This is a genomic window from Streptomyces yokosukanensis, from assembly GCF_001514035.1.
Lineage (GTDB): Bacteria > Actinomycetota > Actinomycetes > Streptomycetales > Streptomycetaceae > Streptomyces > Streptomyces yokosukanensis.
Window position 1 is genome coordinate 1 of record NZ_KQ948222.1, and the last position, 26746, is coordinate 26746.

Annotated in this window: 22 protein-coding genes; 6 read left to right on the plus strand and 16 right to left on the minus strand. The window is 70.6% G+C overall.

Annotated elements, in window-relative coordinates:
• Together AQI95_RS33775 and AQI95_RS33780 are read right to left on the minus strand one after the other, a co-directional pair.
• Positions 1-1068, minus strand: a complete 1068-nt coding sequence (locus AQI95_RS33775) for a CobW family GTP-binding protein (protein ID WP_067132963.1) — start codon at positions 1066-1068, stop codon at positions 1-3.
• Positions 1069-1131: 63 nt separating this feature from the next.
• Entirely contained in the window at positions 1132-2298 is a 1167-nt protein-coding gene (locus tag AQI95_RS33780) for a citrate synthase/methylcitrate synthase (protein ID WP_067132966.1), read from the minus strand.
• A gap of 111 nt (positions 2299-2409) precedes the next feature.
• On the opposite strand from AQI95_RS33780, the gene AQI95_RS33785 reads away from it, so the two are divergent.
• The 4 genes from AQI95_RS33785 (at position 2410) to AQI95_RS33800 (ending at position 7183) form a co-directional block, all read left to right on the plus strand.
• Positions 2410-3723: a citrate synthase gene (locus tag AQI95_RS33785; RefSeq protein ID WP_067132969.1), complete on the plus strand. Its 1314-nt coding sequence runs from the start codon at positions 2410-2412 to the stop codon at positions 3721-3723.
• A 76-nt stretch (positions 3724-3799) separates the two neighbouring features.
• A complete protein-coding gene (locus AQI95_RS33790; RefSeq protein WP_067132971.1) occupies positions 3800-4741 on the plus strand; it encodes a sucrase ferredoxin in 942 nt (313 codons plus the stop codon).
• A gap of 85 nt (positions 4742-4826) precedes the next feature.
• Complete coding sequence (locus AQI95_RS33795; protein WP_107121830.1) at positions 4827-6506, plus strand: ATP-binding protein; 1680 nt, start codon at positions 4827-4829, stop codon at positions 6504-6506.
• Positions 6503-7183 (plus strand): response regulator, encoded by a 681-nt coding sequence (locus AQI95_RS33800; RefSeq protein WP_067132974.1) that lies wholly within the window; start codon positions 6503-6505, stop codon positions 7181-7183. Before AQI95_RS33795 ends, AQI95_RS33800 begins: the two co-directional genes overlap by 4 nt.
• A gap of 18 nt (positions 7184-7201) precedes the next feature.
• Here AQI95_RS33800 and AQI95_RS33805 read toward each other — a convergent pair whose 3' ends face one another.
• From AQI95_RS33805 to AQI95_RS33815, 3 genes are all read right to left on the minus strand, one after another.
• Positions 7202-8251: an ABC transporter substrate-binding protein gene (locus tag AQI95_RS33805; protein ID WP_067132976.1), complete on the minus strand. Its 1050-nt coding sequence runs from the start codon at positions 8249-8251 to the stop codon at positions 7202-7204.
• Positions 8252-8425: 174 nt separating this feature from the next.
• Positions 8426-9304 (minus strand): ABC transporter permease, encoded by an 879-nt coding sequence (locus AQI95_RS33810; RefSeq protein ID WP_067132979.1) that lies wholly within the window; start codon positions 9302-9304, stop codon positions 8426-8428.
• On the minus strand, positions 9294-10109 hold the full coding sequence (locus tag AQI95_RS33815) for an ABC transporter ATP-binding protein (protein ID WP_067132981.1): 816 nt from the start codon (positions 10107-10109) through the stop codon (positions 9294-9296). Before AQI95_RS33815 ends, AQI95_RS33810 begins: the two co-directional genes overlap by 11 nt.
• Before the next feature lie 157 nt (positions 10110-10266).
• On the opposite strand from AQI95_RS33815, the gene AQI95_RS33820 reads away from it, so the two are divergent.
• Positions 10267-10959, plus strand: coding sequence for a response regulator (locus tag AQI95_RS33820; RefSeq protein ID WP_067132984.1), 693 nt, complete (start codon positions 10267-10269; stop codon positions 10957-10959).
• 175 nt (positions 10960-11134) lie between these two features.
• Here AQI95_RS33820 and AQI95_RS33825 read toward each other — a convergent pair whose 3' ends face one another.
• The 6 genes from AQI95_RS33825 to AQI95_RS33850 all read right to left on the minus strand — a co-directional run bounded on the left by AQI95_RS33825 (position 11135) and on the right by AQI95_RS33850 (position 18198).
• Positions 11135-12727, minus strand: coding sequence for a solute symporter family protein (locus tag AQI95_RS33825; protein WP_067132987.1), 1593 nt, complete (start codon positions 12725-12727; stop codon positions 11135-11137).
• Entirely contained in the window at positions 12724-13272 is a 549-nt protein-coding gene (locus tag AQI95_RS33830) for a DUF485 domain-containing protein (protein WP_067133303.1), read from the minus strand. The genes AQI95_RS33825 and AQI95_RS33830 overlap by 4 nt, the downstream gene beginning before the upstream one ends.
• 69 nt (positions 13273-13341) lie before the next feature.
• Complete coding sequence (locus tag AQI95_RS33835; RefSeq protein ID WP_067132990.1) at positions 13342-14031, minus strand: response regulator transcription factor; 690 nt, start codon at positions 14029-14031, stop codon at positions 13342-13344.
• Positions 14028-15179, minus strand: a complete 1152-nt coding sequence (locus AQI95_RS33840) for a sensor histidine kinase (protein ID WP_067132993.1) — start codon at positions 15177-15179, stop codon at positions 14028-14030. The genes AQI95_RS33835 and AQI95_RS33840 overlap by 4 nt, the downstream gene beginning before the upstream one ends.
• On the minus strand, positions 15176-15697 hold the full coding sequence (locus tag AQI95_RS33845) for a DUF1453 family protein (protein ID WP_067132996.1): 522 nt from the start codon (positions 15695-15697) through the stop codon (positions 15176-15178). Before AQI95_RS33845 ends, AQI95_RS33840 begins: the two co-directional genes overlap by 4 nt.
• Positions 15698-16074: 377 nt before the next feature.
• On the minus strand, positions 16075-18198 hold the full coding sequence (locus AQI95_RS33850; RefSeq protein ID WP_067132999.1) for a DNA gyrase/topoisomerase IV subunit B: 2124 nt from the start codon (positions 18196-18198) through the stop codon (positions 16075-16077).
• 439 nt (positions 18199-18637) lie between these two features.
• Here AQI95_RS33850 and AQI95_RS33855 point away from each other — a divergent pair, with 439 nt between their 5' ends.
• Positions 18638-18868: a DUF7455 domain-containing protein gene (locus tag AQI95_RS33855; RefSeq protein ID WP_067133002.1), complete on the plus strand. Its 231-nt coding sequence runs from the start codon at positions 18638-18640 to the stop codon at positions 18866-18868.
• 101 nt (positions 18869-18969) lie between these two features.
• Here the strand turns inward: AQI95_RS33855 and AQI95_RS33860 are convergent, their stop codons facing one another.
• From AQI95_RS33860 to AQI95_RS33880, 5 genes are all read right to left on the minus strand, one after another.
• A complete protein-coding gene (locus tag AQI95_RS33860; protein ID WP_067133005.1) occupies positions 18970-19830 on the minus strand; it encodes a serine protease in 861 nt (286 codons plus the stop codon).
• Between the two features lie 123 nt (positions 19831-19953).
• Positions 19954-21495, minus strand: a complete 1542-nt coding sequence (locus AQI95_RS33865) for an RNA polymerase sigma factor (RefSeq protein WP_067133306.1) — start codon at positions 21493-21495, stop codon at positions 19954-19956.
• Positions 21496-21939: 444 nt separating this feature from the next.
• Positions 21940-22827, minus strand: coding sequence for a FadR/GntR family transcriptional regulator (locus AQI95_RS33870; protein WP_079071661.1), 888 nt, complete (start codon positions 22825-22827; stop codon positions 21940-21942).
• A 163-nt stretch (positions 22828-22990) separates the two neighbouring features.
• The gene (locus AQI95_RS33875; RefSeq protein ID WP_067133309.1) at positions 22991-25789 is read right to left on the minus strand and encodes an ATP-binding cassette domain-containing protein; all 2799 of its coding nucleotides are present in this window, start codon (positions 25787-25789) and stop codon (positions 22991-22993) included.
• A gap of 185 nt (positions 25790-25974) precedes the next feature.
• On the minus strand, positions 25975-26733 hold the full coding sequence (locus AQI95_RS33880; protein ID WP_067133010.1) for an NUDIX hydrolase: 759 nt from the start codon (positions 26731-26733) through the stop codon (positions 25975-25977).
• Positions 26734-26746: the final 13 nt, after the last annotated feature.

The window sequence follows — 26746 nt, forward strand, 5'->3', positions numbered from 1 at the left end:
CTAGGCGGGCGGATCTTCCAGGTCCGCCCCGTTCGGGCCCTGCACGTAGCGCAGGACGCCCCACATGCCGTGCTCGTCGGCGTGTGGGGCGTCGTTCTTGCACGCCTCCAGTTCCTTGCCGAGGGCTCGCGCGTCGATGCCGGAGCCGATCAGGACGAGCTGGGTGAGGCGGGCGGTGGCGGGCGGCCAGGGCTCGGGGTAGAAGCGCAGGAACCGGCCGACGGCATGGACGGCGTACCGGTTGACGGTGTCGTGGGGTCCGAAGTCGACGTAGCCCTTGACCCGGTACAGCCCCTCCGGGCGGCTGTCCAGGAACCGCATCAGCCCGCGGGGTTCCATCGGCAGGTCGGCGACGAAGGACAGGCTGTCGTAGCCGGCGTGCAGATGACCGGCGTGGTCGTGGTCGTCGTCGCCGTGCTCGTGAAGGTCGTCGAAGGACAGCTGGCCGATCCGCTCCCGGCTCGGCCTGCAGTCGAAGAGGAACTCCGGCTCGATGCGGCCGTAGGTGGCGGGGACGACGGCGGCGCGGTCGGTGAGGGAGCCGACGAGGCCGAGGACGCGGTCGGCGTCCGGTGCCCGGTCGAGCTTGTTCACGACGACGAGGTCGGCGAGGGCGAGGTGCCGGTCGATCTCGGGGTGCCGGGCACGCGTGTCGTCGAACTCGGCGGCGTCGACGACCTCGACGAGACCCCCGTAGACGATGCCGGGATGCTCGCTGGCGAGCACCATCCGCACGAGTTCCTGCGGCTCGGCGAGCCCGCTGGCCTCGATCACGATGACGTCGATGCCTGCGGCGGGCGCGGCGAGCCGGTCCAGGTAGAGGTCGAGTTCGCTCGCGTCGACGGCACAGCACAGGCAGCCGTTGCCGAGCGAGACGGTCGAGTCGCCGAGGGCTCCGGCGACGGCCATCGCATCGATCTCGATGGCCCCGAAGTCGTTGACGATCGCTCCGATGCGACTGCCTCCGCTGCGGTGCAGGAGGTGGTTGAGGAGCGTCGTCTTCCCGGATCCGAGGAATCCGGCGAGTACGACGACGGGGATCTGCTGCGGGGTGCGACTGCTGCCCAACGGGCGCCCTCTCTTCCGTGGACCGACTGCCGGACCAGGATAAGAGGGGCGCCAGGGGCGGGCTCACCGCAGAGCGGGCACCGCCGCCGCCGGCTCCGGTCCCACATACCGCGCCACCGGTCGGATGATCTTCGAGTCGGCCGCCTGCTCCAGGATGTTGGCGCTCCAGCCGACCACGCGTGCGGCGGCGAAGGTAGGGGTGAACATCTCGCGGGGCAGACCGCAGAGTTCCATGACCACACCGGCGTAGAACTCGACGTTGGTGTGGAGTTCACGGCCGGGTTTCAGCTCGGTGAGGATCGCCTCGACCCGGCGCTCGACCTCCACCGCGAAGTCCACGCGCGGACCGCCGAAGCCGAGGGCGATCTCACGCAGCATCCGCGAACGGGGGTCCTCCGTGCGGTAGACGGCGTGCCCGAAGCCCATGATCCGCTCGCCGGCGAGCACGCGCTCGCGGATCCAGGCGTCGATCCGGTCCGGCGTGCCGATGGCGTCCAGGGTGTCCAGGGCCCGGCTGGGCGCGCCTCCGTGCAGCGGTCCCGACAGGGCGCCCACGGCTCCGGTCAGACAGGCCGCCACATCGGCGCCGGTGGAGGCGATGACGCGGGCGGTGAAGGTTGATGCATTGAATCCATGATCAATGGTTGAGATCAGGTACTGCTCGACCGCACGGGCCCGCCGCGGATCGGGTTCCCGGCCGTCCAGCATGTACAGGTAGTTGGCCGCGTACGGGAGATCCTCGCGCGGCTCGACCGGGTCGAGGCCCTGCCCGAGCCGGTACAGCGCGGTGAGCAGCGTGGGCACGGCCGCGCAGACGGCCACGGTGTCGGCGCGACGCCGGTCCGGGTCGATGTCGTAGACCGGTCGCAGTTCGCGCGCCGAGCCCAGCAACGACAGCGCCGTGCGCAGCCCGGACAGCGGGCCCGAGAGCCGGCTCGCCGAGGCGATCGCGGGCAGCGCCGCACGTACCCCCTCGGGCAGCCGCCGCAGCGCCGAGGTCTCGGCCGTGAAGGCGGCGCGGCGCGGCGCGTCCGGCAGCGTGCCGTGGACGAGGAGATGCCAGACGTCCTCGAACCCACGGGTCTGCGCGAGCTCGACGGCCGAGTACTGGCGGTAGTGGTAGAAGCCTTCCCGTCCCCGGACGTCGCCGATCTCCGTCTCGGTGACGACGACTCCGGCGAGACCGCGCGGTGCGTCGATGAGCGGGGTTGCGGTCCTGTTGATGGCCATGGTTCTCCTCCCTGGACTTGATCCGACTGTCCATGCTTGACTGATTTCTTGTAAATATTGATTCGATCAACCCTGCGATCAAGATGCGGAGAGACGGCTACGGTGACACCCATGCGTGATCACGAACCCGCTCCCGGCCGTCCCGGCCGAAGGCTGACCACCAAGGAGACCGCCGAACTGCTCGGCGTGAAGCCGGAGACGGTGTATGCGTACGTGAGCCGGGGCCTGCTCAGCAGCAGACGCGAGCCCGGCGGCCGCGCCAGCACCTTCGAGGCGAAGGAGGTCGAGGCCCTCGCCCGGCGCCACCGGCGCGAGGCGGCGGGAAGCCCCGGCTCCGGCGGGGACCTGTCCGTCCGCACCCGCATCACGCTGATCGACCGGGACCGGTACTACTTCCGGGGCGTGGACGCCGTCGAACTGGCCCTGCGGCACTCCTACGAAGAGGTCGCGGAGTGGCTGTGGACGGGCCGGCTGACCCCGGGCGTGACCTTCTCCGTGCCCGGCCCCACCGTCGAGGTCGCCCGCCGCGCGGTGAACGCCCTGTCCGAGCATGCCTCCCCCACCGACCGGCTGCGCGTGGCAGCGATCGCCGCGGCGGCCGAGGACCCGCTGCGCTTCGACCTGGCGGAGGGGGCCGTGCTGAACACCGCGCGGATCCTCATCCCCACACTCGTCTCCGCGCTGCCACCGGTCCTGTACGCCCACCAGGACGACGGTCCGCTCGCCCACCGGCTGTGGAGCAGGCTGACCGGGCACCCCGCCGACGAGGCGTCCCTGCGGGTCCTCGACACCGCGCTCGCCCTGCTCGCCGACCACGACCTGGCCGCCTCCACGCTCGCGGTCCGGGTCGCGGCCTCGGCCCGCGCGCACGCCTACGCGGCCGTCTCGGCCGGGCTGGGCGTCCTGGAAGGCCCCCTGCACGGTGCCGCGAGCGGTTTGGCCCACCGCATGCTGCTCGATGTGCTCGACCAGGGCACGGCGGTCCCGGTGATCGCCGACGAGCTGCGCGCGGGCCGCCGCGTCCCCGGGCTCGGCCACCGGCTGTACACCGGCGAGGATCCCCGTGCGAGCGTGCTGTTCGACCTGTTGGAGCAGGTCCCGCGCGCGGAGCCGGCCCTGCTGGCCGCCCGGGACATCGTCGCCACAACCGCCCGGCACACCCCCCTGCACGCCAACGTCGACCTGGCGCTGGCGGTGTTCACCGCGTCCAGCGGCATGCCCGCCACCGCCGGCGAGACGATCTTCGCCGTCGCCCGGACGGCGGGCTGGATCGCACACGCCCTGGAGGAGTACGGCGAGCGCCCCCTGCGCATGCGCCCCGTCGGCCACTACGTCGGCGCACGGCCTCCCCGGCCGCTCCCGGAGGCGGATGAGCCGCTCCCGGCAGCGGAGAGCGGTCCGTACCCCCATTCCCTGCCGGAGTAGGACACACCTCCCTCCTGGAGCAGGACCGGCTACGGCCGGAAGTCGCCCCGGAGAGAGTCAGGTTAGGCTCACCTCTGTGAGTAGGTGCGCGACCGTCTCCCGGAGCCTCGACGAGCCCGTTTCCGGTACGGCGGCCACGGCGACGACGTGGCTGCTGCTGGAACAGCCCGGCCCATGGGGCGTGAAGGCGCTCACTTCGAGCCACCTGGACCCCGCGCTCGGCCGGGCGCTGGAGGCGGCCGCGGAGGGGACCGGCGTACGCGTGGCGCTCATCCGGCGCCCCGGGCGCCACGCCGACCCCGGCAGGGCCGCCGTCCGGCAGGTGTACGCCGCCCACACCGTGCCGGGCCGCGTATGGCTGCACAGCGCCACGACCCGCGATCCAGAGCAGCTGCTCGGCCTCGACTTCGCCGCACTCGGCGCCGGTGACCACCGTTCCTTCGGCGCCGCGCTCGGCGGGCGCCCGCACCACGGCGACCCGCTCGCGCTCGTGTGCACCAACGGCAAGCGCGACCGCTGCTGCGCTCTCCTCGGCCGCCCGCTCGCCACCGAACTGGCCGCCTCGGGAGTGCGCGGCGTCTGGGAGGTCACCCATCTGGGTGGACATCGCTTCTCGCCGACGGTGCTCGTCCTGCCGTACGGCTACGCCTACGGCCGCGCCGAGGCACACACCGTCAAGGAGGCCCTGCACGGTGTCCAGGAGGGGCGCGTGGTGGTCGAGGGGTGCCGCGGCTGCTCGGCCTGGGAACGGCCTGGCCAGGCGGCCGAGCTGGCCGTCCGCTCGGCCGCGGACGAGTACCGGGCCGGCGTGCTGAGCGTCGTAGGGACCGAGGGCGCGGCGCCGCACTGGGAGATCACCGTCGCACACGCCGACGGTCGCCGCTGGCGGGTGACCGTGGCGCGGGGCGCGTCGCTGCCGCCCCGCCCGGAGAGCTGCGGTGCGACGGCGTTGGGCGCACCCGCGCGGATGGACGTCGTGTCCGTGCGCGAGCTGCGCCCGACGGCGCTGGCGAGCTGAGCGGCCGCTTCTTTCAAGAACTGGTCAAGAGATCCCCACCACACCCCCTGGGGCCTGTCGGGCGTTCCCACGTACCGTCGTGGCCATGAGCTCCACTCCCCCCGCGCGCCGTCTGCGCCTCGGCCTGCCACGGCGGGTGTTCTCGCAGGTGCTGCTGATGCAGGTGGCGATCGCCGCGGGGGTCGCGGTGCTCGCGACCGGGCTGTTCCTCGCCCCGCTCAGCAAGCAGCTGGACCACGAGGCGATGCGCAGGGCGCTGGCCATCGCGCAGACCACGGCACAGGACCCGCAGATCGCCGAGGGCATCCGGGCCACCCCGCCGACCAGGGACGGTCCGGTGCAGAAGGAGGCCGAACGGATCCGGAAGGCCACGCACGCCGAATACGTCGTGGTGCTCGACCGGAACTGGGTGCGCTGGTCGCACCCCACGCCCTCGCAGATCGGCCGGCCGGTCTCCACCGACCCCCGCGACGCCCTGGGCGGCAAGGAGGTCATGGAGATCGACAAGGGCACCCTGGCGCGCTCGGCTCGCGGCAAGGTGCCGTTGTACGACGCCGAGCACCGCATCGTGGGGGCGGTATCGGTCGGTATCGCCTACGACAGCGTCCGGGCGCGGCTGATCAGCGCGATCCCGGGCCTGTTCGCCTACGCCGGGGGCGCTCTCGCGGTGGGTGCGCTGGCCGCCTGGCTGATCTCCCGCCGGGTCCAGCGACAGACCCGGGACCTGGCCTTCTCCGACATCTCGGCGCTGCTCGCGGAGCGCGAGGCGATGCTGCACGGCATCCGGGAGGGCGTGGTCGCACTCGACGGCGAAGGCCGCGTCCGCCTGTTCAACGACGAGGCGCGCCGGTTGCTTGGCATCGACGACGCGGCCGTCGGGCAGACCCCCGACGAGGCGCTCGGCGCGGGCCGTACGACGGACGTCCTGGCCGGCCGGGTGACCGGCACCGATCTGCTCACCGTGCGCGGCCAGCGCGTGCTGGTCGCCAACCGTATGCCCACCGACGACGGCGGTGCCGTCGCGACCCTGCGCGACCGCACCGAACTGGAGCAGTTGGGGCGCGAACTCGATTCCACGCGCGGTCTGATCGACGCGCTGCGCGCCCAGGACCACGAGCACGCCAATCGCATGCACACCCTGCTCGGCCTGCTGGAGCTGGAGATGTACGACGACGCCGTGGAGTTCGTCGGCGAGGTGGTCGGCGACCACCGGGCCACCGCAGAGCAGGTCACCGAGAAGATCCAGGATCCGCTGCTGGCCGCGCTGCTGGTCGGCAAGGCGACCGTCGCGGCCGAGCGCGGGGTCGCGCTGTGGGTGTCGGAGCGCACCTGGCTGCCGGACCGGCTGATCGATCCCCGGGGTCTGGTGACAGTGGTGGGCAACCTGGTGGACAACGCCCTCGACGCGGTCGCCGGCACCCTCCACGCGCGCGTGGAGGTCGAGTTGCGCTCCGAGGGCCGTACGGTCGTGCTCAGGGTGCGCGACACGGGCCCCGGGATCCCGGCCGACCAACGGGAGTTGATCTTCACCGAGGGGTGGTCCACCAAGAAGCCGCCCGCGCACGGCAAGCGCGGCATCGGGCTCTCGCTGGTCCGCCGGCTCGCCGAACGGCAGGGCGGGGGCGCGACGGTGAGCGCGGCGCACGGCGGTGGCGCCGAGTTCACCGTGGTCCTGCCGGAAGCACTGACGGAGGCCGCACCGCAGCCGGCGGCACCCGAAGAGTCCCCCGCACCCACTGCCGTCGCCGAGGAGGAGACGCGATGATCGAGGTCCTGGTGGTGGACGACGACACCCGTGTCGCCCAGGTCAACGCCGCGTACGTGGAGAAGGTGCCGGGATTCCACGTGGCCGGCGAGGCGCACAGCGCGGCGGAGGCGCTGCGCCTGGTGCAGACGCTGCCGCGGCTGGACCTGGTCCTGATGGACCACTACCTGCCCGACGACACCGGTCTCGCGGTCGTCCGGGAGATGCGCCGACGCGGCCACCAGACCGACGTGATCATGGTGACGGCGGCGCGGGACGTGTCGACAGTCCAGGCCGCGATGCGACAGGGCGCGCTGCAGTACCTGGTGAAACCGTTCGCCTTCGCCGGCCTGCGCGCCAAGCTGGAGGCGTACGCCGAACTGCGGCGCACCCTGGACGGCGGCGGCGAGGCCGAACAGGCGCAGGTGGACCGCATCTTCGGCGCCCTGTCCGCGTCCTCCGCGCCCGAACTGCCCAAGGGCCACTCCCCCACGACGGCCGAGCTGGTGCGCCAGGCGCTCATGAGTGCCGAAGGACCGCTGTCCGCCCAGGAGATCGCCGAGCGGACGGGGGTGAGCCGGCAGACGGCCCAGCGGTATCTGAAGCTGCTGGAGCGCACCGGGCGGGCGCGGCTGACTCTCAAGTACGGCGACGCGGGCCGCCCGGAACACCGTTACGTGTGGGCGACCCGCGGCTGAGCGAGTGTCACACCGCGGTCACTTGGCCGCCTTGACGAACTCGGTCGTGTACGTCTTGCTCAGGTCGACGTTCGCGTTCTTGATGACGGGGTTGAACGCCTTGAGGACCTTCTCAACAGTCTCCGGGCCTCCCTTGGGCATCACTCCGTCGTCGGTGAACATCGGCAGGGTGCTCTTGACCGCCTGCGCGTAGAGCGCCTTGTTCCCCTGGGAGTAGTCGGCGGGCATCTTGGCGGCGATCTCGTCGGCGCTGTGGGTGGACATCCACGCGAGCGTCTTGACGAATGCATTGACCAATTTCTGGACAGTGTCCTTGTGTCCATTCACCCAGTCCGTCTGCATGTACAGACTTGACGACGGGTACGGCCCGCCCAGCGCCTCCTGTGAGCCCTCGGGAGTGCGCATGTCGAGCAGGACCTTCCCCGCCTTCTTGTCGAGGATGGTCGCGACGGTCGGGTCGGTGGTCATACCGCCGTCGATCGCCCCCTTCTGGAGGGCCGCGACGAACGTCGGTCCGGCCCCCACGGCGACGGGCGTGAACTCGCTGACGTTCACGCCGTTCTTGACCGCCAGGTACTTGGTGAGGAAGTCGGTGGACGAACCGAGTCCGGTCACACCCAGCTTGCGGCCCTTGAAGTCCTTGGGCGACGTCAGACTGCCCGCCGCCTTGGCGGAGACCACTTCGACCTCACCGGGCGCGTGCGAGAACTGCACGACCGACTCGACCGACTTGCCCTTCACCTGGAGGTCGAGCGTGTGGTCGTAGAAGCCGACCGCTCCCTGCACCTGGCCGGAGACGAGCGCGGTCTCGGCCTGCACACCGGCGGGCTCGCTGAGGAGCTGGACATTCAACCCCTCTGCCCCGAAGTAGCCGAGGCGCTGGGTGAGCATCGCGGGCAGATAGATGACCTTGTCCAGGCCACCGACCATGATCTTGACGGTCTCGCCCTTGCCGCCGCTGCCGGTGTCGGCCGTGGAGCCGGCCGCGTCGTTGGCGCAGGCGGTGAGCGAGGAGAGCGCGAGCAGGCCGACGGCGGCCAGGGAAGCGTATCTGGCGGGGTTGCGCATGGGGTTCACGTCCTTGTGAGAGGGCGGTGCGGGGCGGGCGTTGGGGGCGTGCGGGGGGCGTGGAGGCGTGGAGGCCGGTCCGGAGAGGCGCGGGTGACCGTCCGGAGCGGTGTGGGGGCCGGCCCGGACAGGTAGCGGTCGGCCGTCGGGTGCCGGTCAGCTGTCGGATGCCGGTCAGCTGTCGGAACCGGCGGGCCTCCAGCGGAAGATGCGGCGCTCGGCGAAGGTCAGCAGCCCCTCGGCGGCCAGGGCGACGACGGCGAGGATGACCATCGCGGCATAGACGCCAGCCGAGTTGAAGGTGTTCTGCGACTGGGCGACGAGCAGGCCGATGCCCTTGGTCGCGCCGATGTACTCGCCGACGATGGCGCCGATGAGCGCGAAGCCGAAGCTGACGTGGAGGCTGGTGAAGATCCAGGAGGTGGCCGACGGGATGACCACCTGAAGTGTCACCCTGCGGTCGCCGGCGCCCAGGATGCGGGCGTTGGCCACCAGGTTGCGGTCCACCTCCCGGGCGCCCTGGAAGGCGTTGAAGAACACCGGGAAGAAGACCAGCACGACGGCGGAGGCGACCTTGGAGGACGGCCCGAGCCCGAACCAGATCAGGAAGATCGGCGCCAGGACGATCCTGGGGATCGAGTTGAGCACCTTGATGTATGGACCAAGGACCTCGGCGAGCAATCTGATCCGCCCGAGCGCGATACCCAGGAGCACACCGGCGACCACACCGATGACCCAGCCGAGCAGTGCTTCGTACAACGTGTACCAGATCTGCTCGCCCAGCGAGCCGAGCGCGGTCCCGTGCGTCACCCAGGTCCAGATCTGGTCCCAGATCTTCGAGGGCATCGAGAAGTTGAACGGATCGATGATCTTCGCGCGGGAAAGCCCCTCCCACAGGCCGAGGACAGCCACCAGCAGCAACACGCGCGCGGCCGTGACAAGGGCCCTGCGACGGCGGGCGGCCTGGGCACGGGTCTGGGCGCGGCTCGGCTTGTCGGTGGGCTTGGTCTTGTTCAGTGCGGCCTGGGCCTCGGGCATGACGTCAGGCGACATGGGCGGCACCTCTTTCGCGGGTGATGCGGACCTCTTCGCCGAGGGACTCCCAGATCTCGCGGTAGATCTCGATGAACCGCGGCTCAAGGCGCACCGACTCGACCTTGCGCGGCCGGGGCAGGTCGATGTCGAAGATCTGCTTCACGGTCGCGGGTCCGGCGGTCATCACGACGACCTTGTCGGCGAGCGCGATGGACTCCTCCAGGTCGTGGGTGACGAAGACGACGGACGCGCCCGTGCCCTCCCACAGCTCCAGCAGTTCGTCCGACATCAGGGCCCGGGTCTGCACGTCCAGCGCCGAGAACGGCTCGTCCATCAGCAGGATCTCGGGGTCGTTCACGAAGGTGGCGGCGAGCGCGACGCGCTTGCGCTGACCACCGGAGAGCTGGTGCGGATAGCGGTCCTCGAAGGCGGCGAGCCCCACCCGGGCCAGCCACTCCCGTGCGCTCTGCCTGGCCTCGGCCTTCGGTACGCCCCGAAAGCGCGGGCCGGCCATGACGTTGGACAGGACCGTGCGCCAGGGGAAGGTGGCGTCCTGCTGGAAGACGAAGCCGACCTTGTCGCCGACGCCGTCGACCGGCTCGCCGGCCACCAGCACCTCGCCCTCGGTGGGCTCCTCCAGACCGCTGACCAGGGTCAGGGTGGTGGACTTGCCGCAGCCGGTCGGCCCTACGACGGCCACGAACTCGCCGCGCCCGACCGTGAGGTCCAGACCGCGCACGGCCGTGTGCAGTCCCCCGGACGGGGTTCTGAAGGTCTTGCTCGCGCCCCGCAACTCGATGGCGGGGCTGGTGTGTGCGCTCATGGGCCGGGACGGTAGGTGGGGCCCGGACACGGCAGGAGTCTTGTGAGCACAAGCCGTTCTTTTGCTCGCGAGAGCCTGTTGTGCTCATTTTGCTCGCGCTACAACTGCGGAGCCGAAACACGGGCTCAACGCTCGTCGGCCTTGAAGGAGAGGCCTGATGATTGACGTCCTGGTCGTGGACGACGACTTCCGCGTCGCTGAGATAAACGCCAAGTACGTGGGAAAGGTTCCCGGCTTCCGGGTGGCCGCCCGCGCACACAGCGCCGCCCAGGCCTTGGCCGTCGTGGAACGCGGCACCATCGATCTGGTCCTGCTCGACCACTATCTGCCGGACCAGACCGGCCTCGACCTCGTCCACCGCATGCGGGAACAGGGCCACGGCACAGACGTCATCATGATCACCGCGGCCAGTGATGTGACCACCGTCCAGCAGGCCATGCGCCTGGGCGCCCTGCACTACCTGGTCAAGCCCTTCACCTTCGCCGCCCTGCGCGCCCGCCTCGACTCCTACGCCGCCCTGCGCCGCACGGTGGACCGGGTCGGCGGCCGAGGTCTGACGGGGCAGGACCAGGTCGATCGGATGTTCGGCGCGCTCCGCACGGCCCCCGCACCCTCCGCAGCCGGCCTGCCGAGCGGCCAATCGGCGCCCACGACCGATCTGATCTGTGGCGTCCTGCACCACGCCGGCCAGCCGCTGTCGGCCCACGAGGTGGCCTCCAGAACCGGTCTGAGCCGCTCCACGGCCCAGCGCTATCTCCGCCACCTGGAGCAGGTCGGCCGTCTTCGGCTCTCCCTGAAGTACGGCGACACCGGCCGCCCGGAGCACCGGTACGCGTGGGTGGCGCCGTAGCGGCCCGTACGACACCGCCGGCGGCCGGCGCCGGTGTCCCCCTCCCGGGGCAACGCTTACCTGTCGAGGAGCGGCGAACGGGGACACCTCCCGCGCCCTCGATGCAGCAGGAGAGCGTGCATGGTGTCGCGCGGCTGGGGGTCCCCTCTGGGGGGAGGGAGTTCGACGACACCCCCTAGACCGCTCCCGCGCCGGTCAGTGAGCGTACCTCCGTCTCGGCGTACTTGGCCTCGTCCGCGACCTCGTCCGAGGTGATCGTGCCCAGCCAGCCGGCGAGGAAGCCGAGCGGGATGGAGACGATGCCCGGGTTCTGCAGCGGGAAATACTGGAAGTCCACGTCCGGGAAGAGCGAGGCCGGGCTGCCGGACACCACCGGGGACAGCAGGACCAGCCCGAGCGCCGGAATCAGCCCGCCGTATACGGCCCAGACCGCGCCTCGGGTGGTGAAGCCGCGCCAGAACAGCGAGTAGAGCAGCACCGGAAGGTTTGCCGACGCGGCGACGGCGAAGGCGAGGCCGACCAGGAAGGCGACGTTGAGATCACGGGCCAGCAGACCGAGCGCGATCGCCACGGCGCCGATGCCGACCGCCGCCCACCGTGCCACGGCCACCTCGCTGCGGGCCGTGCCCCGCGATCGCCGCAGCGACGCGTACAGATCGTGCGCGACCGACGCCGACGAGGCGAGGGTGATGCCGGCGACGACGGCGAGGATCGTGGCGAAGGCGACGGCGGCGACGATCGCGAACAGGACCGTGCCACCGGTGGAGCCTGCGCCGCCGCCCAGGTGCAGGGCGAGCAGCGGTACCGCCGTGTTCCCGGCCGCGTTCGAACCGCGTACCGCCTCCGTGCCCACCACTGCGGCCGCCCCGAAGCCCAGGACGATCGTCATCAGGTAGAAGCCGCCGATCAGCCCGATGGACCACACCGCGGAACGGCGGGCGGCCCGCGCGGTGGGCACGGTGTAGAAGCGGGACAGGATGTGCGGCAGTCCCGCAGTACCCAGCACGAGGGCGAGACCCAGGCTGATGAAGTCGAGGCGCGCGGTCCAGGTCCCGCCGTACTTCAGGCCCGGCGCGAGGTACGCCCTTCCATGACCGCTGCGGTCCGCGGCCGTGAGCAGCAGGCGGTCGAAGTCTCCATGGAAGCGCAGCAGGAGAAGCACGGTCAGCGCGATCGTGCCGCTCAGCAGCAGCACCGCCTTCACGATCTGGATCCAGGTGGTGGCCCGCATCCCTCCGAGCGATACGTAGATCACCATGAGCGCGCCGACCCCGACGACCGCCCAGGCCTGGTCCGCCGTGCTCGTCCGCCCCAGCAGCAGGGCCACGAGACTGCCCGCGCCGACCATCTGCGCCACCAGATACAGAACGGAGACCGTGACCGAGGACGTGCCCACGGCGATCCGCAGCGGCCGCTCGCTCATCCGCGCCGCCACCACGTCGGCCAACGTGAACCGCCCGCAGTTGCGCACCAGTTCGGCGGCCAGGAACAGCACGACCAGCCAGGCCACGAGGAAGCCCACGACGTACAGCATCCCGTCGTACCCGTACAGCGCGATGAGTCCGGTGACCCCCAGGAACGAGGCGGCCGACATGTAGTCACCCGCGATGGCAAAACCATTCTCCATGGGGGAGAACAGCCGCCCTCCGGCGTAGAACTCCTCCGCGGAGCCCTGCCGACGACGGCTCACCCACGTCGTGATCCCGAGGGTGACGGCCACAAAGCCGCTGAACAGCACCAGCGCCAGCGTCTGATGCTGTCCGGTCACGAGACGTCTCCCCGCACCCCGCGGGTCAGCTCCTGGGTGTCCCAGCGCAGCTCCAGCGCCGCCCGGTCCCTGCGCAGCCGTGCGTGCCGGGCGTAGGCCCAGGTGAGCAGGAACGTGGTGAGGAACTGTCCGAGTCCGGCCAGCATCCCCACGTTCACCGCTCCCGCCACGGACCGGGCCATGAGCCCGGGGGCGGTCGTGGCCGTGATCAGATAGCCCACGTACCAGGCGAGGAAGACGACGACTCCGGGTACGACGAACCTCCGGTACCTGGTCCGCACTTCCTGGAAGGCCGCGCTACGCTGCACCTCGATGTACACATCGCGGGCGCGAACCGCCTGTGTGCCGTGCTCCCCACGAGCGGGCGGCACCGCCGGTGCCCGCGCTCCGGTGCCGTCCACTTCGCCCCAGCCGGAGGCCATCGCGTCGTACCAGGGGTCCTCGTACGGCACGTCGCGGGAGGGGACGCCGGGGTCTGGATGGTTCTCGGCCGAACGCTCGGAACCGTCCCCGGCTCCAAAGGCCCGGCCGTTGCTTGACTGCATGCCCAAGGATGGACAGATCGGGAAGATCCCTGACTCTTCTTCCTCCGGCTCTTCACCCCATCAGGTGATTCACTGCGTGGGCGGCCGCACCAGTCCTTTGCTGTAGGCGTAACGCACCGCCTGCGCCCGGTCCTTGAGGCCCGTCTTGGCGAAGAGATTGTTGATGTGCGTCTTCACCGTCGCGGTCGACACATGCAGCTTGCGGGCGATCTCCTGATTGCTGAGACCTTCGGCGATCAGCCGCAGGACCTCGGTCTCGCGCGCGGTCAGTCCGTCGGGAGTCGCCTCGGTGGTCGCCTGCGGGCTGGGCTCGGGCTGCGACAGCCGCTCCAGCAGCCGGCGTTGGACGCTCGGAGACAAACCGGCGTCCCCCGACAGCACGCTCTCCACGGCACGCACGATCTCGTCACCCCCCGCGTCCTTCGTCAGATAGCCCCGGGCACCTGCCCGCAGCGCGGGGAACAGCGACTCGTCGTCCGCGTACGTGGTGAGCACGACGACCTGGGTGTCCGGGTACTGCGTCCGGATCCGCCGGGTGGCTTCCACTCCGTCGCACCGGGGCATCCTGAGATCCATCAGGACGACGTCCGGGGACAGTTCCCCCACGAGTTGCACCGCCTCCTCGCCGTCTCCCGCGGCACCCACGACCTCCACACCGGGCAGCAGCCCGAGCAGCATGACGATGCCCTCCCGGACCACTGTCTGGTCGTCGGCGACCACCACTCGTGCGGGCTTCTTCTCCCCTTCCACCTGGGTCATACAGGCACCTTCAGCGTCACCACGAACCCCTCCTCGCCCGGCCCCGCGTCCAGTGAGCCGCCCAGCAGCTCGGCACGCTCGCGCATCCCCAGCAGACCGTACCCGCCCCCTGAGCCGGTGAGTTCGCCCGGCCGACCGCCCGAGTCCCGTACGTCCAGCTTGACTTCGTGCTCGCTGTAGTCGAGTCGCAGGTGCACCTTGGCGCCATGGGCGTGCTTGCGGACGTTCGTCAGCGCCTCCTGCGCGACCCTGCGCACCGCCTGGGAGGCCTCGGCCGGCAGAGGTCTGCGCTCACCCGTCACGGTGACCTCGGCTCCGTCGGCCCCGCTGACGAGTTCGCTCAGGAAGTCCTCCAGCGGGGTCAGCTCGCCCCGCAGCGCCGACAGGGCCTGCCGGGTCTCCGCCAGTCCGTCGCGCGCCATGCCCCGGGCGGCCACCACCCGCTCCAGGATCTTCTGGCGGTCCGCGCCGTTCTCGATCAGCAGACGCGCCGCCTCCAGGTGCACCAGCTGGGCCGAGAGGCTGTGGGCCAGCACGTCGTGGATCTCCCGTGCGATACGGGCCCGCTCGGCCAGCGCCGCGGACTCGGCCTCGGCCGCCCGTGCGGCACGCTCCTGGGCGAGCAGCCGCTGCGCGTTGCCGCGGGCTTCCGCGTCCAGCCGCAGGACGTATCCGGCGAGAGCCATGCCCGTCACCGAGGCGGCCGTGGTCAGCCAGACGTCGTTGTTGAAAGCGGAGTAGGCGGCCAGGCCGACCGCGGTCACCGGGGTGGCGGCCGCGAGCGGCAGCCGCTCCAGGGCGGTGATCCCGCAGCCGCACCAGAGCACCAGCGCCAGTGCTCTGAATCCCGTGGCCTCAGCGGCGACCGCGATGCCCATGAGCGCGGCCAGCATCGACAGGGAGGGGACCATCCGATGCTGGTAGGTGGCCCGGAAGAAACCCCACGCCAGCCCGGCCGCGGCGACGACCCCTGCCGCCGCGGCGAGTCCGCTCCAGACGCCGAGATGTCTCTGGTTGAACGCGCCCCACAGCAGTAGGGCGATCACCAGGGCCCTCACGGCCCAGGCGAGCATGCGCCGGGGCCGTGAGATGCCCACGCGGCCGAGCGCTTCCGGCGACGGCCAGCGGGTCCAGGCGTTCTCCGTCACGCGCGCTCCCTCCTGACCGACCGCATGTCGTCACCGTACGCCGGGGCGGGACGGCTCGCGGCGCCGAGGGGCTGTGCCCGCCAGACCAGGATCCCGCTGCGGACCAGCAGGGTGGCGGCGAGGCCGAGCATCAGGGCGGAGCTGTCCTGGTGAAGGCCGAAAGCGCGGCCGATGGCGAAGAGAGCGATCCGCGCGCCGATGCCCACGACCCATACGGCGATGCTGGCCTTGGTGCTCCTGGTCCATACGACGCCGTCCGGTTCCGTCCAGATACGGGTCGTCCAGGCCCATCCGGCGCCGGTGGCCAGACCGACGAGCAGCTCCACCACAAGGAGCACGGCGGATTCCGTGCGGTGATGGCTGTCGAGGATGCCGGGCTCGCGCAGTGCCACCACGGCGAGGATCACAGGGAGCAGCCACCAGCGCCGGTCTGTGTTGATCGCGCGGGCGCGAAACTGTCGCGCGATCACTATGGCGGCGACGGCCACGATCACCAACGCGTTGACGAGCCCGGACATCAGAGCCTCCGTGAGCGAGAAGACGGTGCCGGGAGCGGGCGCCGCCGACACCTACGAAGCTACGGAAAGGCGCAGGTCGGGAGATCGGAGCCGGGGTGGATCGCGGGTGGAAACCGAAAGCGGCTCCTCTCCACCCACGGGTGTAGATCCCATGAGTGCGAACCCCACGACGCGGATCCCACAGCCGCATATACCGGGCAGACGCGGAAGCGGACGTGAGTCGAGGCAGTACTGCATGACCGACCGGCGCAGGACGACCCACCCTCGCCCTCCGCCGGTCCCAGGTCCCGTCGGTCACCAGGTCCCGTCGGACCCATCCCTGCAGGCCCCGCGCCCCGCCTCGGGCAGTGCGCGTCGGCCATGGCCCAGCGCAGGGACTACGCGTCGATGCGCGACCGGTCCAGCGTCGCGGCCGAGCTGGAGATGAACTCCTTGCGGGGCGCCACGTCGTTGCCCATCAGCAGGTCGAAGACCTGTTCCGCGGCCTCCAGGTCGGAGAGGTTGATCCTGCGCAGCGTGCGGTGACGCGGGTCCATCGTGGTCTCCGCCAGCTGGTCGGCGTCCATCTCACCAAGACCCTTGTAGCGCTGGATGGAGTCCTTGTAGCGGATGCCCTTGCTCTGGAACTCCATGAGCTTGTCGCGCAGCTCGCGGTCCGAGTAGGTGTAGACGTACTTGTCCTGGCCCTTCCTCGGCTGGACGATCTCGACGCGGTGCAGCGGCGGCACCGCGGCGAAGACCCGGCCGGCCTCGACCATCGGCCGCATGTAGCGCTGGAACAGCGTGAGCAGCAGGCAGCGGATGTGGGAGCCGTCCACATCGGCGTCGGTCATCATGATGATCTTGCCGTAGCGAGCCTGGTCGATGTCGAAGGTCCGGCCCGAGCCCGCTCCTATGACCTGGATGATCGCGCCGCACTCGACGTTCTTGAGCATGTCGGTCACCGACGACCGCTGCACGTTGAGGATCTTGCCTCGGATCGGCAGCAGAGCCTGGAACTCGGAGTTCCTGGCCAGCTTGGCCGTACCGAGCGCGGAGTCACCCTCGACGATGAACAGCTCGCTGCGGTCCACGTCGTCGCTGCGGCAGTCGGCGAGCTTGGCCGGCAGCGACGAGGACTCCAGAGCGGTCTTCCTGCGCTGGGCGTCCTTGTGCTGGCGGGCCGCGACGCGCGTACGGGCGGCGGCGACCACCTTCTCCATGACGACCCGGGCCTGGGCGGCGGCGTCCCGCTTCGTGCTGGTCAGGAACGCCTTCAGTTCCTTGGTGACCACGTTGTTCACGATGCGGCGCGCCGCCGAGGTGCCCAGGACCTCCTTGGTCTGGCCCTCGAACTGCGGCTCGGCCAGGCGCACGGTCACGACGGCGGTGAGCCCTTCGAGGGCGTCGTCCTTGACGATGTTGTCCTCGGCCACCCGCAGCAGCTTCTTGGCTCGCAGCACATCGTTGAAGACCCCGGTCACGGACTGCTCGAAGCCGGAGACGTGCGTACCGCCCTTGGGGGTGGCGATGATGTTGACGAAGGACCGGACGGTCGTGTCGTACCCAGTGCCCCAGCGCATCGCGATGTCCACGCCCAGCTCACGGGTGACCTCGGTGGGGGTCATCTGCCCGTGCTCGTCCAGGACGGGGACGGTCTCCTTGAAAGTGCCCTTGCCCGAGAAGCGGACGACATCGCAGACCGGCTTGTCGTTGGCCAGGTACTCGCAGAACTCGCTGATGCCGCCGTCGAAGCGGAAGGACTCCTCGCCCTTGCTGCCGCCCTCACCGAGGCCGAGTTCGTCGCGCACGACGATCGTCAGGCCCGGCACCAGGAAGGCGGTCTGCCGGGCGCGCTGGTGCAGCGTGTCCAGGGAGAGCTTGGCGTCCTTGAGGAAGATCTGCCGGTCGGCCCAGTACCGCACGCGCGTGCCGGTGCGGGTCTTGGGGATCTTCTTGGTCTTGCGCAGACCGCTCTTGGCCTCGAACTTCCCGTCGGCGCCGTCGGTGGCGAAGGCACCGGGCACACCGCGGCGGAAGCTGATGACGTGGGTCTGGCCGCTGCGGTCCACCTCGACGTCGAGACGGGCGGAGAGGGCGTTGACCACAGAGGCACCGACGCCGTGCAGACCGCCGGAGGCGGCGTACGAGCCGCCACCGAACTTGCCGCCCGCATGCAGCTTGGTCATCACGACCTCGACGCCTGACAGGCCGGTCCTGGGCTCGACGTCCACGGGGATGCCCCGGCCGTTGTCGCGCACCTCGACGGAACCGTCGTCGTGCAGGATCACCTCGATGCGGTCGCAGACGCCCGCGAGGGCCTCGTCCACGGAGTTGTCGATGATCTCCCACAGGCAGTGCATCAGACCGCGGCTGTCGGTCGAACCGATGTACATGCCCGGACGCTTGCGCACGGCCTCGAGGCCCTCGAGGACGAGCAGGTGCCGCGCGGTGTAGTTGGAACCGTCCCGGTCTGCTCCTGCCAGCAGCGCTGTGGACGGCACGGACGTATCGGCGGTCACGCGGTTCGCTCCTCGCTGAATTTCAGTTGACCCCCTACTGGGTAAGGGGACGGCTTCGGTCGCCGCTCAGAGGGTACCGAGGCCTGGTAGAGCCGGTGTAACGCCACCCTCGTCCAGAACTCAGACTAGTCCAGGCTCGCATACATGTTCGATCCCTCGATGGAGTGAAGTACATATCACGTTCCCTTGGAGGCATGAACCATTTAGGCTCCGGGCACGTCCTCATGAACAACAGGCAACCCGGCCTGGAGGACCGAGACACAACACTGCGCGAAACCGTAAGCACCATAAGAGACGCACTACGGCACATTCGCCGCCAACCGGCAGCAGACAGCCGCCCCGGAAGATTTTTCGAGGAAAAGCCACGAGCGGGAACGTTTTCGGGCTGGTTGGATGTTGACCCTGGTACGACAGCTCGTCGAGCTAGAGAAGAGGCGACGTGACTACTGTTCTGACCCCCGCGAGCCCGCTGACGGCCGCCGATCGCTGCGACCGCTGCGGCGCCCAGGCATACCTGCGCGTCGTCCTGCTGAGCGGCGGAGAACTGCTCTTCTGCGCCCACCACGGTCGCAAGTTCGAGCCGGAACTCAAGAAGATCGCCGCTGAGATACAGGACGAGACGGAACGACTGACTACCGTTCCCGGCATCGCTTCCGAAGAAGAGCGCTGAACCTCGCACACACGACGAGCCAGCCCCGGCACAGACCGGTGAACGGGCGGCCGCTTCCTCTGCGGGAGCGACCGCCCATGCTCATGTCTCCGAGCGGGCCTTCAAGACCCCTTGTGGGGCAGTTTCCGGCCCGCTGAGGCCGCGTCCAGGCCCCGGACGACCTCAGACACACGCGTGTACACACCAGGGCTGCCCTGCCTGCCGCAGCCGCTCCCCCAGGACACGAGCCCGATCAGACGCCCGGCCGCGACCAAAGGGCCGCCACTGTCTCCCTGACAGGCGTCCGGGCCGCCGGCGGCCTCTCCCGCGCAGAGCATGCTCCCCGCCTGGAAGGTGCCGTCGGGACCGCCCGGGTAGGCGCGGGCACACTGGTCGTCGGGGAGCACGCTCACATGTGCCGCGTACAGCCTGCGCGCGTAGGCACCCTCGCCGGTCGTGTCCCCCCACCCGGAGACGAGGGCCTGCGTGCCCGGCTTGTAGGCCGGGTCGCCGGCGCCCGCCATGGCCACGACCGCGCTCTGCGGCAGCGGCTTGGCCAGGGTGAGTACGGCGAAGTCGCCGGTGTTGGTCCGGCTGTCGTACCCAGGATTGACCCGGGCGTCCTGCACGGCTATCTCCTGGCCCTCGCTCGACAGCAGATGGGTGCGGCCCGCGATGACCTTGAGGTCGCGCACACGGTTCGGGGGTGCCCCGAGGACCCCCTCGGCCAGGCAGTGGGCCGCGGTGATCACGGTGGTGCGGGCAACCGCCACACCGCCGCAGAACTGGCCTGCGCGTGTACCGCCGAATCGGTCACGGCTGGACAGCGCCACGGTCCAGGGGGCCTGGGAAACGTCGATCGGGAAGCCTCCCACCACCACGCTGTCGGCGGCCACGGGGGCCGCGCCGACCAGGGGTATGGCGGTCAGGGTGGCCGCCAGGACCAGCGGCCGGATCAGTGCGCGGGCAAGGGAAGGGCGCATGCATGCTCCTCACTCTGTGTTTCCACCGGAAACCCCAGAGTCAGCCATGTCGGCTCGGCGCGCAGCACGAAGGCCCGGCTCCCGCGAGGGGGAACCGGGCCTTCGCCGTCGTGGGACCGCGACCTAGTCGAGGTAGTCGCGCAGCACCTGGGAGCGCGACGGGTGACGCAGCTTCGACATGGTCTTGGACTCGATCTGGCGGATGCGCTCACGCGTCACGCCGTACACCTTGCCGATCTCGTCGAGGGTCTTCGGCTGACCGTCGGTGAGACCGAACCGCATGGAGACGACGCCGGCCTCGCGCTCGGACAGGGTGTCCAGAACGGAGTGCAGCTGCTCCTGCAGAAGCGTGAAGCTGACGGCGTCGGCGGGGACGACGGCTTCGGAGTCCTCGATCAGGTCACCGAACTCGCTGTCGCCGTCCTCACCCAGCGGGGTGTGCAGCGAGATGGGCTCGCGGCCGTACTTCTGGACCTCGATGACCTTCTCCGGGGTCATGTCGAGCTCCTTGGCCAGCTCCTCCGGGGTGGGCTCACGGCCCAGGTCCTGGAGCATCTGGCGCTGCACGCGCGCGAGCTTGTTGATGACCTCGACCATGTGCACCGGGATACGGATGGTGCGGGCCTGGTCGGCCATGGCGCGGGTGATGGCCTGACGGATCCACCAGGTGGCGTACGTGGAGAACTTGTAGCCCTTGGTGTAGTCGAACTTCTCGACCGCGCGGATCAGACCGAGGTTGCCCTCCTGGATGAGGTCCAGGAAGAGCATGCCGCGGCCGGTGTAGCGCTTGGCCAGGGAGACCACCAGACGGAGGTTGGCCTCCAGGAGGTGGTTCTTGGCGCGGCGGCCGTCCTCGGCGATGATCTCCAGCTCGCGCTTCAGCTTCGGCGCCAGCTTGTCGGCGTTGGCCAGCTTGTCCTCGGCGAACAGACCCGCCTCGATGCGCTTGGCCAGCTCGACCTCCTGCTCGGCGTTGAGCAGGGGGACCTTGCCGATCTGCTTCAGGTAGTCCTTGACCGGGTCTGCGGTGGCGCCGGCCGCGGCGACCTGCTGCGCGGGCGCGTCGTCCTCGTCCTCGTCGGACAGGACGAAGCCGGCGTTCTCGGCGCCCTCGGGCTCCTCGGCGACCTTGGTGTCCTCGAGGACCTCTTCCTCGAGAATCTCGCCGTCGTCCTTCTTGCCCGTGGTCTTCTTGGCGACCGTCTTCTTCGCGACGGTCTTCTTCGCCGCCGCCTTCTTGGCGGTCGTCTTCTTGGCGGCGACCTTCTTGGCGGGTGCGACTTCCTCGGCGGAATCGACTGCGGCCGCAGCGGTGGGCGCCGCGGAGGCGGCCGTGGTGGCGGTGGCCTTCCTGGTCGTCACCGTCTTCGCCGCGACCGTCTTGGTGGCGGTGCGCTTCGCCGGACTCTTCGCTGCGACGCTCTTGCGGGTGCGCTTGGGCTCTGCGGCACTGACCATCAGCGTCACACCCTCTTCCTCAAGAATCTGGTTGAGGCTGCGCAGTACGTTCTTCCACTGAGTGGCCGGAATCTGGTCAGCTTCGAAGGCCCGACGCACATCGTCGCCGGCGATCTGCCCCTCAGCCTTTCCCCGCTCAATGAGCGCCATGACAGAGACGGACTCGGCGATCTCCGGCGGGAGCGTACGGGATGTGCTGGCCGACACGAACAACCTCTCGGAACGTTGGAAAACGGCTTCCGGCACCGTCCACTGCGGACGGCAGCCGACCACCGGCCTGGGGATGGGCCGACGGTGCGGGCGGGGCCGGGAAGATGCACAGCGCCTTTTATGGCGTCCGTATTCCCTCCGCGGCTGTCACCTCTTAGGTCATCGCGCTGTTTCCACAAGCGTTACGCCCAATCTGCGTGGCCCGAGTCACACCCCGTAAGCGGTCAAAAGCAGTCAGACACGGACAGAGGAGATCACCGATGTCGTCATGCCCGGTCACGCACATGAGCTGCGGTGGCCCGTCGCACCGCCGGACCCCGCCGGACCGCACAGGGTCCGGCGGGGTCCGGCGGGGTCCGGCGACGGCCGGCACGAGCCCCGCACCGCCACGAGCACCACGAGGACGCCGCACACCGGCGACCGCACCGCCTTGGCCGCGCGTCAGTGCTCGCGCGGGGCGGGCACCACACGCTCGACCTCGGGGTGGACCGTGAGCAGTTGACGCATGGCCGCCTCGGCCGCCGCGCCGTCGCCGGTGCCGAGCGCGTCGACGATCCGCGCGTGCTGCGCGAGTGACGTCTCGTTCGCCCGGTCACAACCCGTGACGGGGCCGCCGGAGACCTGGAGGGCCGCCGAGACGATCCCGGAGAGGTGCTCCAGCATGCGGTTGCCGGCGGTCTGGATGAGCAGGCCGTGGAACTCGCTGTCGGCGCGCGAGTAGGTCAGCGCGTCGCCCTGGGCCATGGAGTGGCTCATGATCTCGACCATGTCGCAGAGGCGCTGCTGCACCTCCTCACGTCCGTGGCCGGCGGCGAGGCGGGCGGCGAGCGGCTCGATCGTCCACCGCAGTTCGCTCAGCTCGCGGCGCTGGTCGTCGCGCTGGGGGCCGAAGGCCCGCCACTCGATGATGTCCGGATCGAGCAGGTTCCAGTCGCTGACGGGACGCACGCGCGTGCCGACGTTCGGGCGGGCGCTGACGAGGCCCTTGGCCTCGAGGACACGGAGGGACTCGCGGACGACGGTACGGGAGACCTCGAAGCGCTGGCCGATCTCCTCGGGCACCAGCGGGCGGTCCGCGCCCAGGTCGCCCGAGACGATCATCTGTCCCAGCTGCTGAACGAGTTGGCCGTGCAGTCCGCGTCCGCGGCTGCCCGCGGCACGTCGGCCGACGCGGCCGAGGTCGGGGTCCGCGCCTTCCCAGGAGGGCACTCCGACGCGATCGGGCACCTGGGGCTCCGCGTAGGGGTAGCGGTCGAGTTCGCCCGGGCCGGCCAGACCGGAGTCGGTGGAGCGGGCGGCGGTCATCATGGTGTGCGCAAGGGTACTCACGGATCCTTTGTCGGCTCCGCCTCCAACTCCCTTGAGGTCTTTGGTGAAAAGCACACGAAAGGGTGATCGCTCACCCCGTCGCAATTGACGCCTTATCGGAAAGAAATGGGCGTTCCGACGGGGAGTTGTGTGCATGGCGAGATCGGAAGTGCGCGTATGACGGTCACCGGAACCGGGTGTGCAGCGTGGTGCACACGTACGCGCACAGCAGCGCCGCCAGCGACAACACCATGGCGCTGCCCACGGGTTGGGCGAGCACCCGCACCATCCCGAGCAGGTAGCGCTCGCCTCCGAAGGGCCACTGCAGCAGGAGCACCTCGCGCATTCGCCCGGGGAGTCCGGCGGCCACGCGCAGCGACGGCCCCTGCATCGCCTTGTGCACGAGGGGGACGACGGCTACGGGTACGGCGAGTACGGCGGCCATGCCGCCCGCGGTGGACCGGAACACCCCGGCCGCCAGCACACCGGCCCAGGCGCAGCCCACCATGAGAGCGAACCAACTCGTGCTCAACGAAAGCCAGTCGGCGGGAACTTGTGCCAGCTTCCGCCCGTAGACGAGGTAGAGCACTTCGGCGTCGCAGCCCATGGTGAGGAAGGCCAGCAGCACCGCGGTGGCTCCGGAGACGAGCAGTTTCGCGGTGAGCAGCCCCAGTCGGCGGGGCACGGTGCCGCGGTCCGCCGCGAGGGCGGGGTGGCGGAACTCGTCCCCGAAGGCCAGCGCTCCGAGCAGTCCCGCCGCCAGGGCCGCGGGCGGCAGCGGCAGCTCCCGGGGCCACGCGGCGAACAACCGCTCCTGCGGGGTGTGGCCGAGCCGGGCGAGCAGTACGGCGGTGAGCGCGGACACCAGCAGTACGGCGCCGCAGGTGAGGAAGCCCACGCCGATTCCGGCCGCGCGCCGGATCTCGTAGCGCAGGGGACGGAGGGGGCGGGGGGCAGGGCGGACGGAGATGGGAGGCGGAAGGGGGGACATGGCATCGAAGGAGCGGGGGCCGTCGGTCCGGCCGACACGGTCGTCCTGCGGCTGACGGGCGCCGGATTTCCTGGCGCCGGGGAGGCGGGTACGGGGCGCGGAGTCGCCCGAGGCCGTGGTGTTCGCGCTGCCGGTCCGCCGCTCCTGGACGGCCGGAACCGCACGACGCCCGGCATTCGCGTCGGCCGTCGCGTCGGCGTTCCGGCTGCCGTCGGCGCCTGCGAGCACCTCGGCGGGAACCGCTTCGGCATCGGCGCCGAGCGCGTCCCCGTGCTCGGGATGCCCGGGCTCCGGGCCGCCGTCTCCCGGTCCGGCGAGTCGAAGGCGACGGACCGAGTCGGCGCCCGCTCCGGGCGCGTCCTCGCGGCCGCCGGGCTCGACGCCGTCGTGCGCCGGCCCGCCCGCCGTCCTGCCGGTTTCCGATTCCGCGCCGACCGGCGACGCGCCCGCGGACGGTACCCGCGGGGTGGTCTGCGTGTGCCCGGTCCCCCGCCCGGCCCCGGACGCCTGTTGGTGCGCCGAGTTCTCGCCACCGACGGTTCGCGGCCGCTCCCCCGCCGGATGCTTCTCACCCAAGGGCTCGCCGGACGCGGCCCGCCGCGGCCCCGGAGTGTCCCGTGCGGCGCTCTCGCGGTCCTGTGCCGAGAAGCCGAACGGCAAGGTGCGCCGTTCTTGCGCGGAAGGATCGGACGCCTTGCCACCAGGCTCTTCTGACGGTCGGTCGGACGCCGCGGCGGCATGTTCCGGCGCCGGCGAGTCATTCGCGGACGGGCCGGCCTCCGCAGCCGACAGGCCGGGCGCCGAGGCGCCCGTCGCCGACGCCGCCACACCGAGTCCCGAGCCCCCCGGCTCCGTCGTGGTCAAGCCGCGCGCGGTCGCCGCAGGTTCCACCGCTGGCAAGCCGCCCACCGTCGCTTCCGACTCCGTCGCCGGCAGACCACGCACGGACTTCTGCGACTTCCGCCCCAGCAGACTGCGTACCGCCGCCTGCGGGTCCGCCGACGACGAGCCGGGCACGGCACGGCCCCGGTCCGCGGACGCCTCGTTCTCGACCTCCGCGCCCGCCCCTGCCTCCGCCGCCGCCAGCGAGACATCTTCAGGTCCGGCACCGGCTCCCGGTCCCATGTCACCGACTTCGTCGGCGAGTTGGTGGACGAGGATGCCGTGCCGGAACGCGGTCTCGCCGACATCAGCGGTCGTGGAGCCGTACACCGAGAGGCGGTTGCCGCCCTCGCGTACGACCTCGACGGAGCGGCGCGCGGTACGGGCCTCTTTGGTGAGCAGGGTCGCGAGGCGGGCCGCGTGCGGACTGCGGACAGCCACACGCGGGCGCAGCCGGGTACGGGCGAACTCCCTTCCCGCCTGGTCGGCCACGAGACTGCCGTCTTCGAGGGTGACGACCCGGTCGGCGGCGCGCGCGGCCTCCTTGGGGTCGGCGGTGGTGCACAGCACCGTGCCGCCCTGGTCGGCGTGGGCCCGCAGCATGCTGTGGAGCCATTGCGCTTCACGGCGGGAGAGACCGTCGGCGGGTTCGTCCAGGACGAGCGTGTGCGGGTCGGGCAGCAGGGCGCAGGCCAGGCCCAATCTGCGGTCCATTCCGCGCGAGAGGGTGCCGAGGCGCTCGTCGCGGAGGCTGACGAGGCCGACCGCTTCGAGGACCTCGTCGGCCCGGCGCGCGCGAACTCCCGAGGCCGCGCACAACATACGCAGATGGCCACGGACCGAGCGGCTCGGATGCCCGGGGACGTCGCCGAGGAGTACGCCGACTTCTCGCGACGGATGGGCGATCCGGTGCAGGGGGCGCCCTCTGAAGTAGGCGATGCCACGCCCCTGTTGCAGTTCGAGCATCAGCCTGAGCGCCGTCGTCTTGCCCGCACCGGCGCCTCCGAGGAGCACGGTGACATGTCCCGCGCGCGCTTCGAACGACACGTCGTCGACGGCGGGCCGGTGCGCCTTGCGGGAAATGCTGGTCAGTCCGAAGGCCTGGATCACCTGCAGCAAGATAGCGCGCAATGTCCAGTTTTTCTGGTATATCCCGATCTACTGCCGTGTGCGATGCGCTCCGTGCGCCGCGCGTGCCCGGTTCGGCGAAGCCCGTTGGGCCATCGGGCCTGCCCGCCCGGTCGTCCATGCGGGCCGACCGCGAACGCGTCAGACCTCCGTGCGCAGCGCCCGCGTCAGACCTCCGGGCGCAGCATCGGAGGGTTGAGCAGAGTGGCGCCGCCGGCTCGGAAGAGCTGTGCCGGCCGGCCGCCCTGGCGCGTGGTGGTCCCTCCGGTGGGGACAAGGAATCCGGGGGTCCCGGTGACCTTGCGGTGGAAGTTCCGCGGGTCGAGAACCACTCCCCACACCGCTTCGTAGACCCGGCGCAGCTCGCCGACGGTGAACTCGCTCGGACAGAACGCGGTGGCGAGCGACGAGTATTCGATCTTGGACCGGGCCCGCTCCACACCGTCGGCGAGGATCTGCGCGTGGTCGAAGGCGAGCGGGGCCACGGGCTCGCCGTCGCGGCCGTAACCACCCTGTTGGAGCAGTTCCTCGACCGGCGCCCAGCGTGCGTTGCTCGCGTCGCCTCCCGCGCGCGGAGCGGGCAGATCGGGTGCGAGGGCGAGATGCGCAACGCTCACCACACGCATGCGCGGGTCACGCTTGGGGTCCCCGTAGGTGGCGAGCTGTTCGAGGTGGGCTCCGTTGTCCTGGGCCGGGGCCGCGGGATCATGTGCGCACAGCCCGGTCTCCTCGACCAGCTCACGAGCCGCCGCCTGGGAAAGGTCCTCGTCGGCCCGCACGAAACCGCCAGGCAGCGCCCAGCGCCCTTGGAACGGGGCCTCGCCCCTGCGGATCGCCAGCGAGCACAGGGCATGGCGGCGCACGGTCAGCACGACCAGGTCCACGGTCACGGCGAAGGGGGGAAAGGCTGACGGGTCGTAGGGCATGTCGCGATCATAG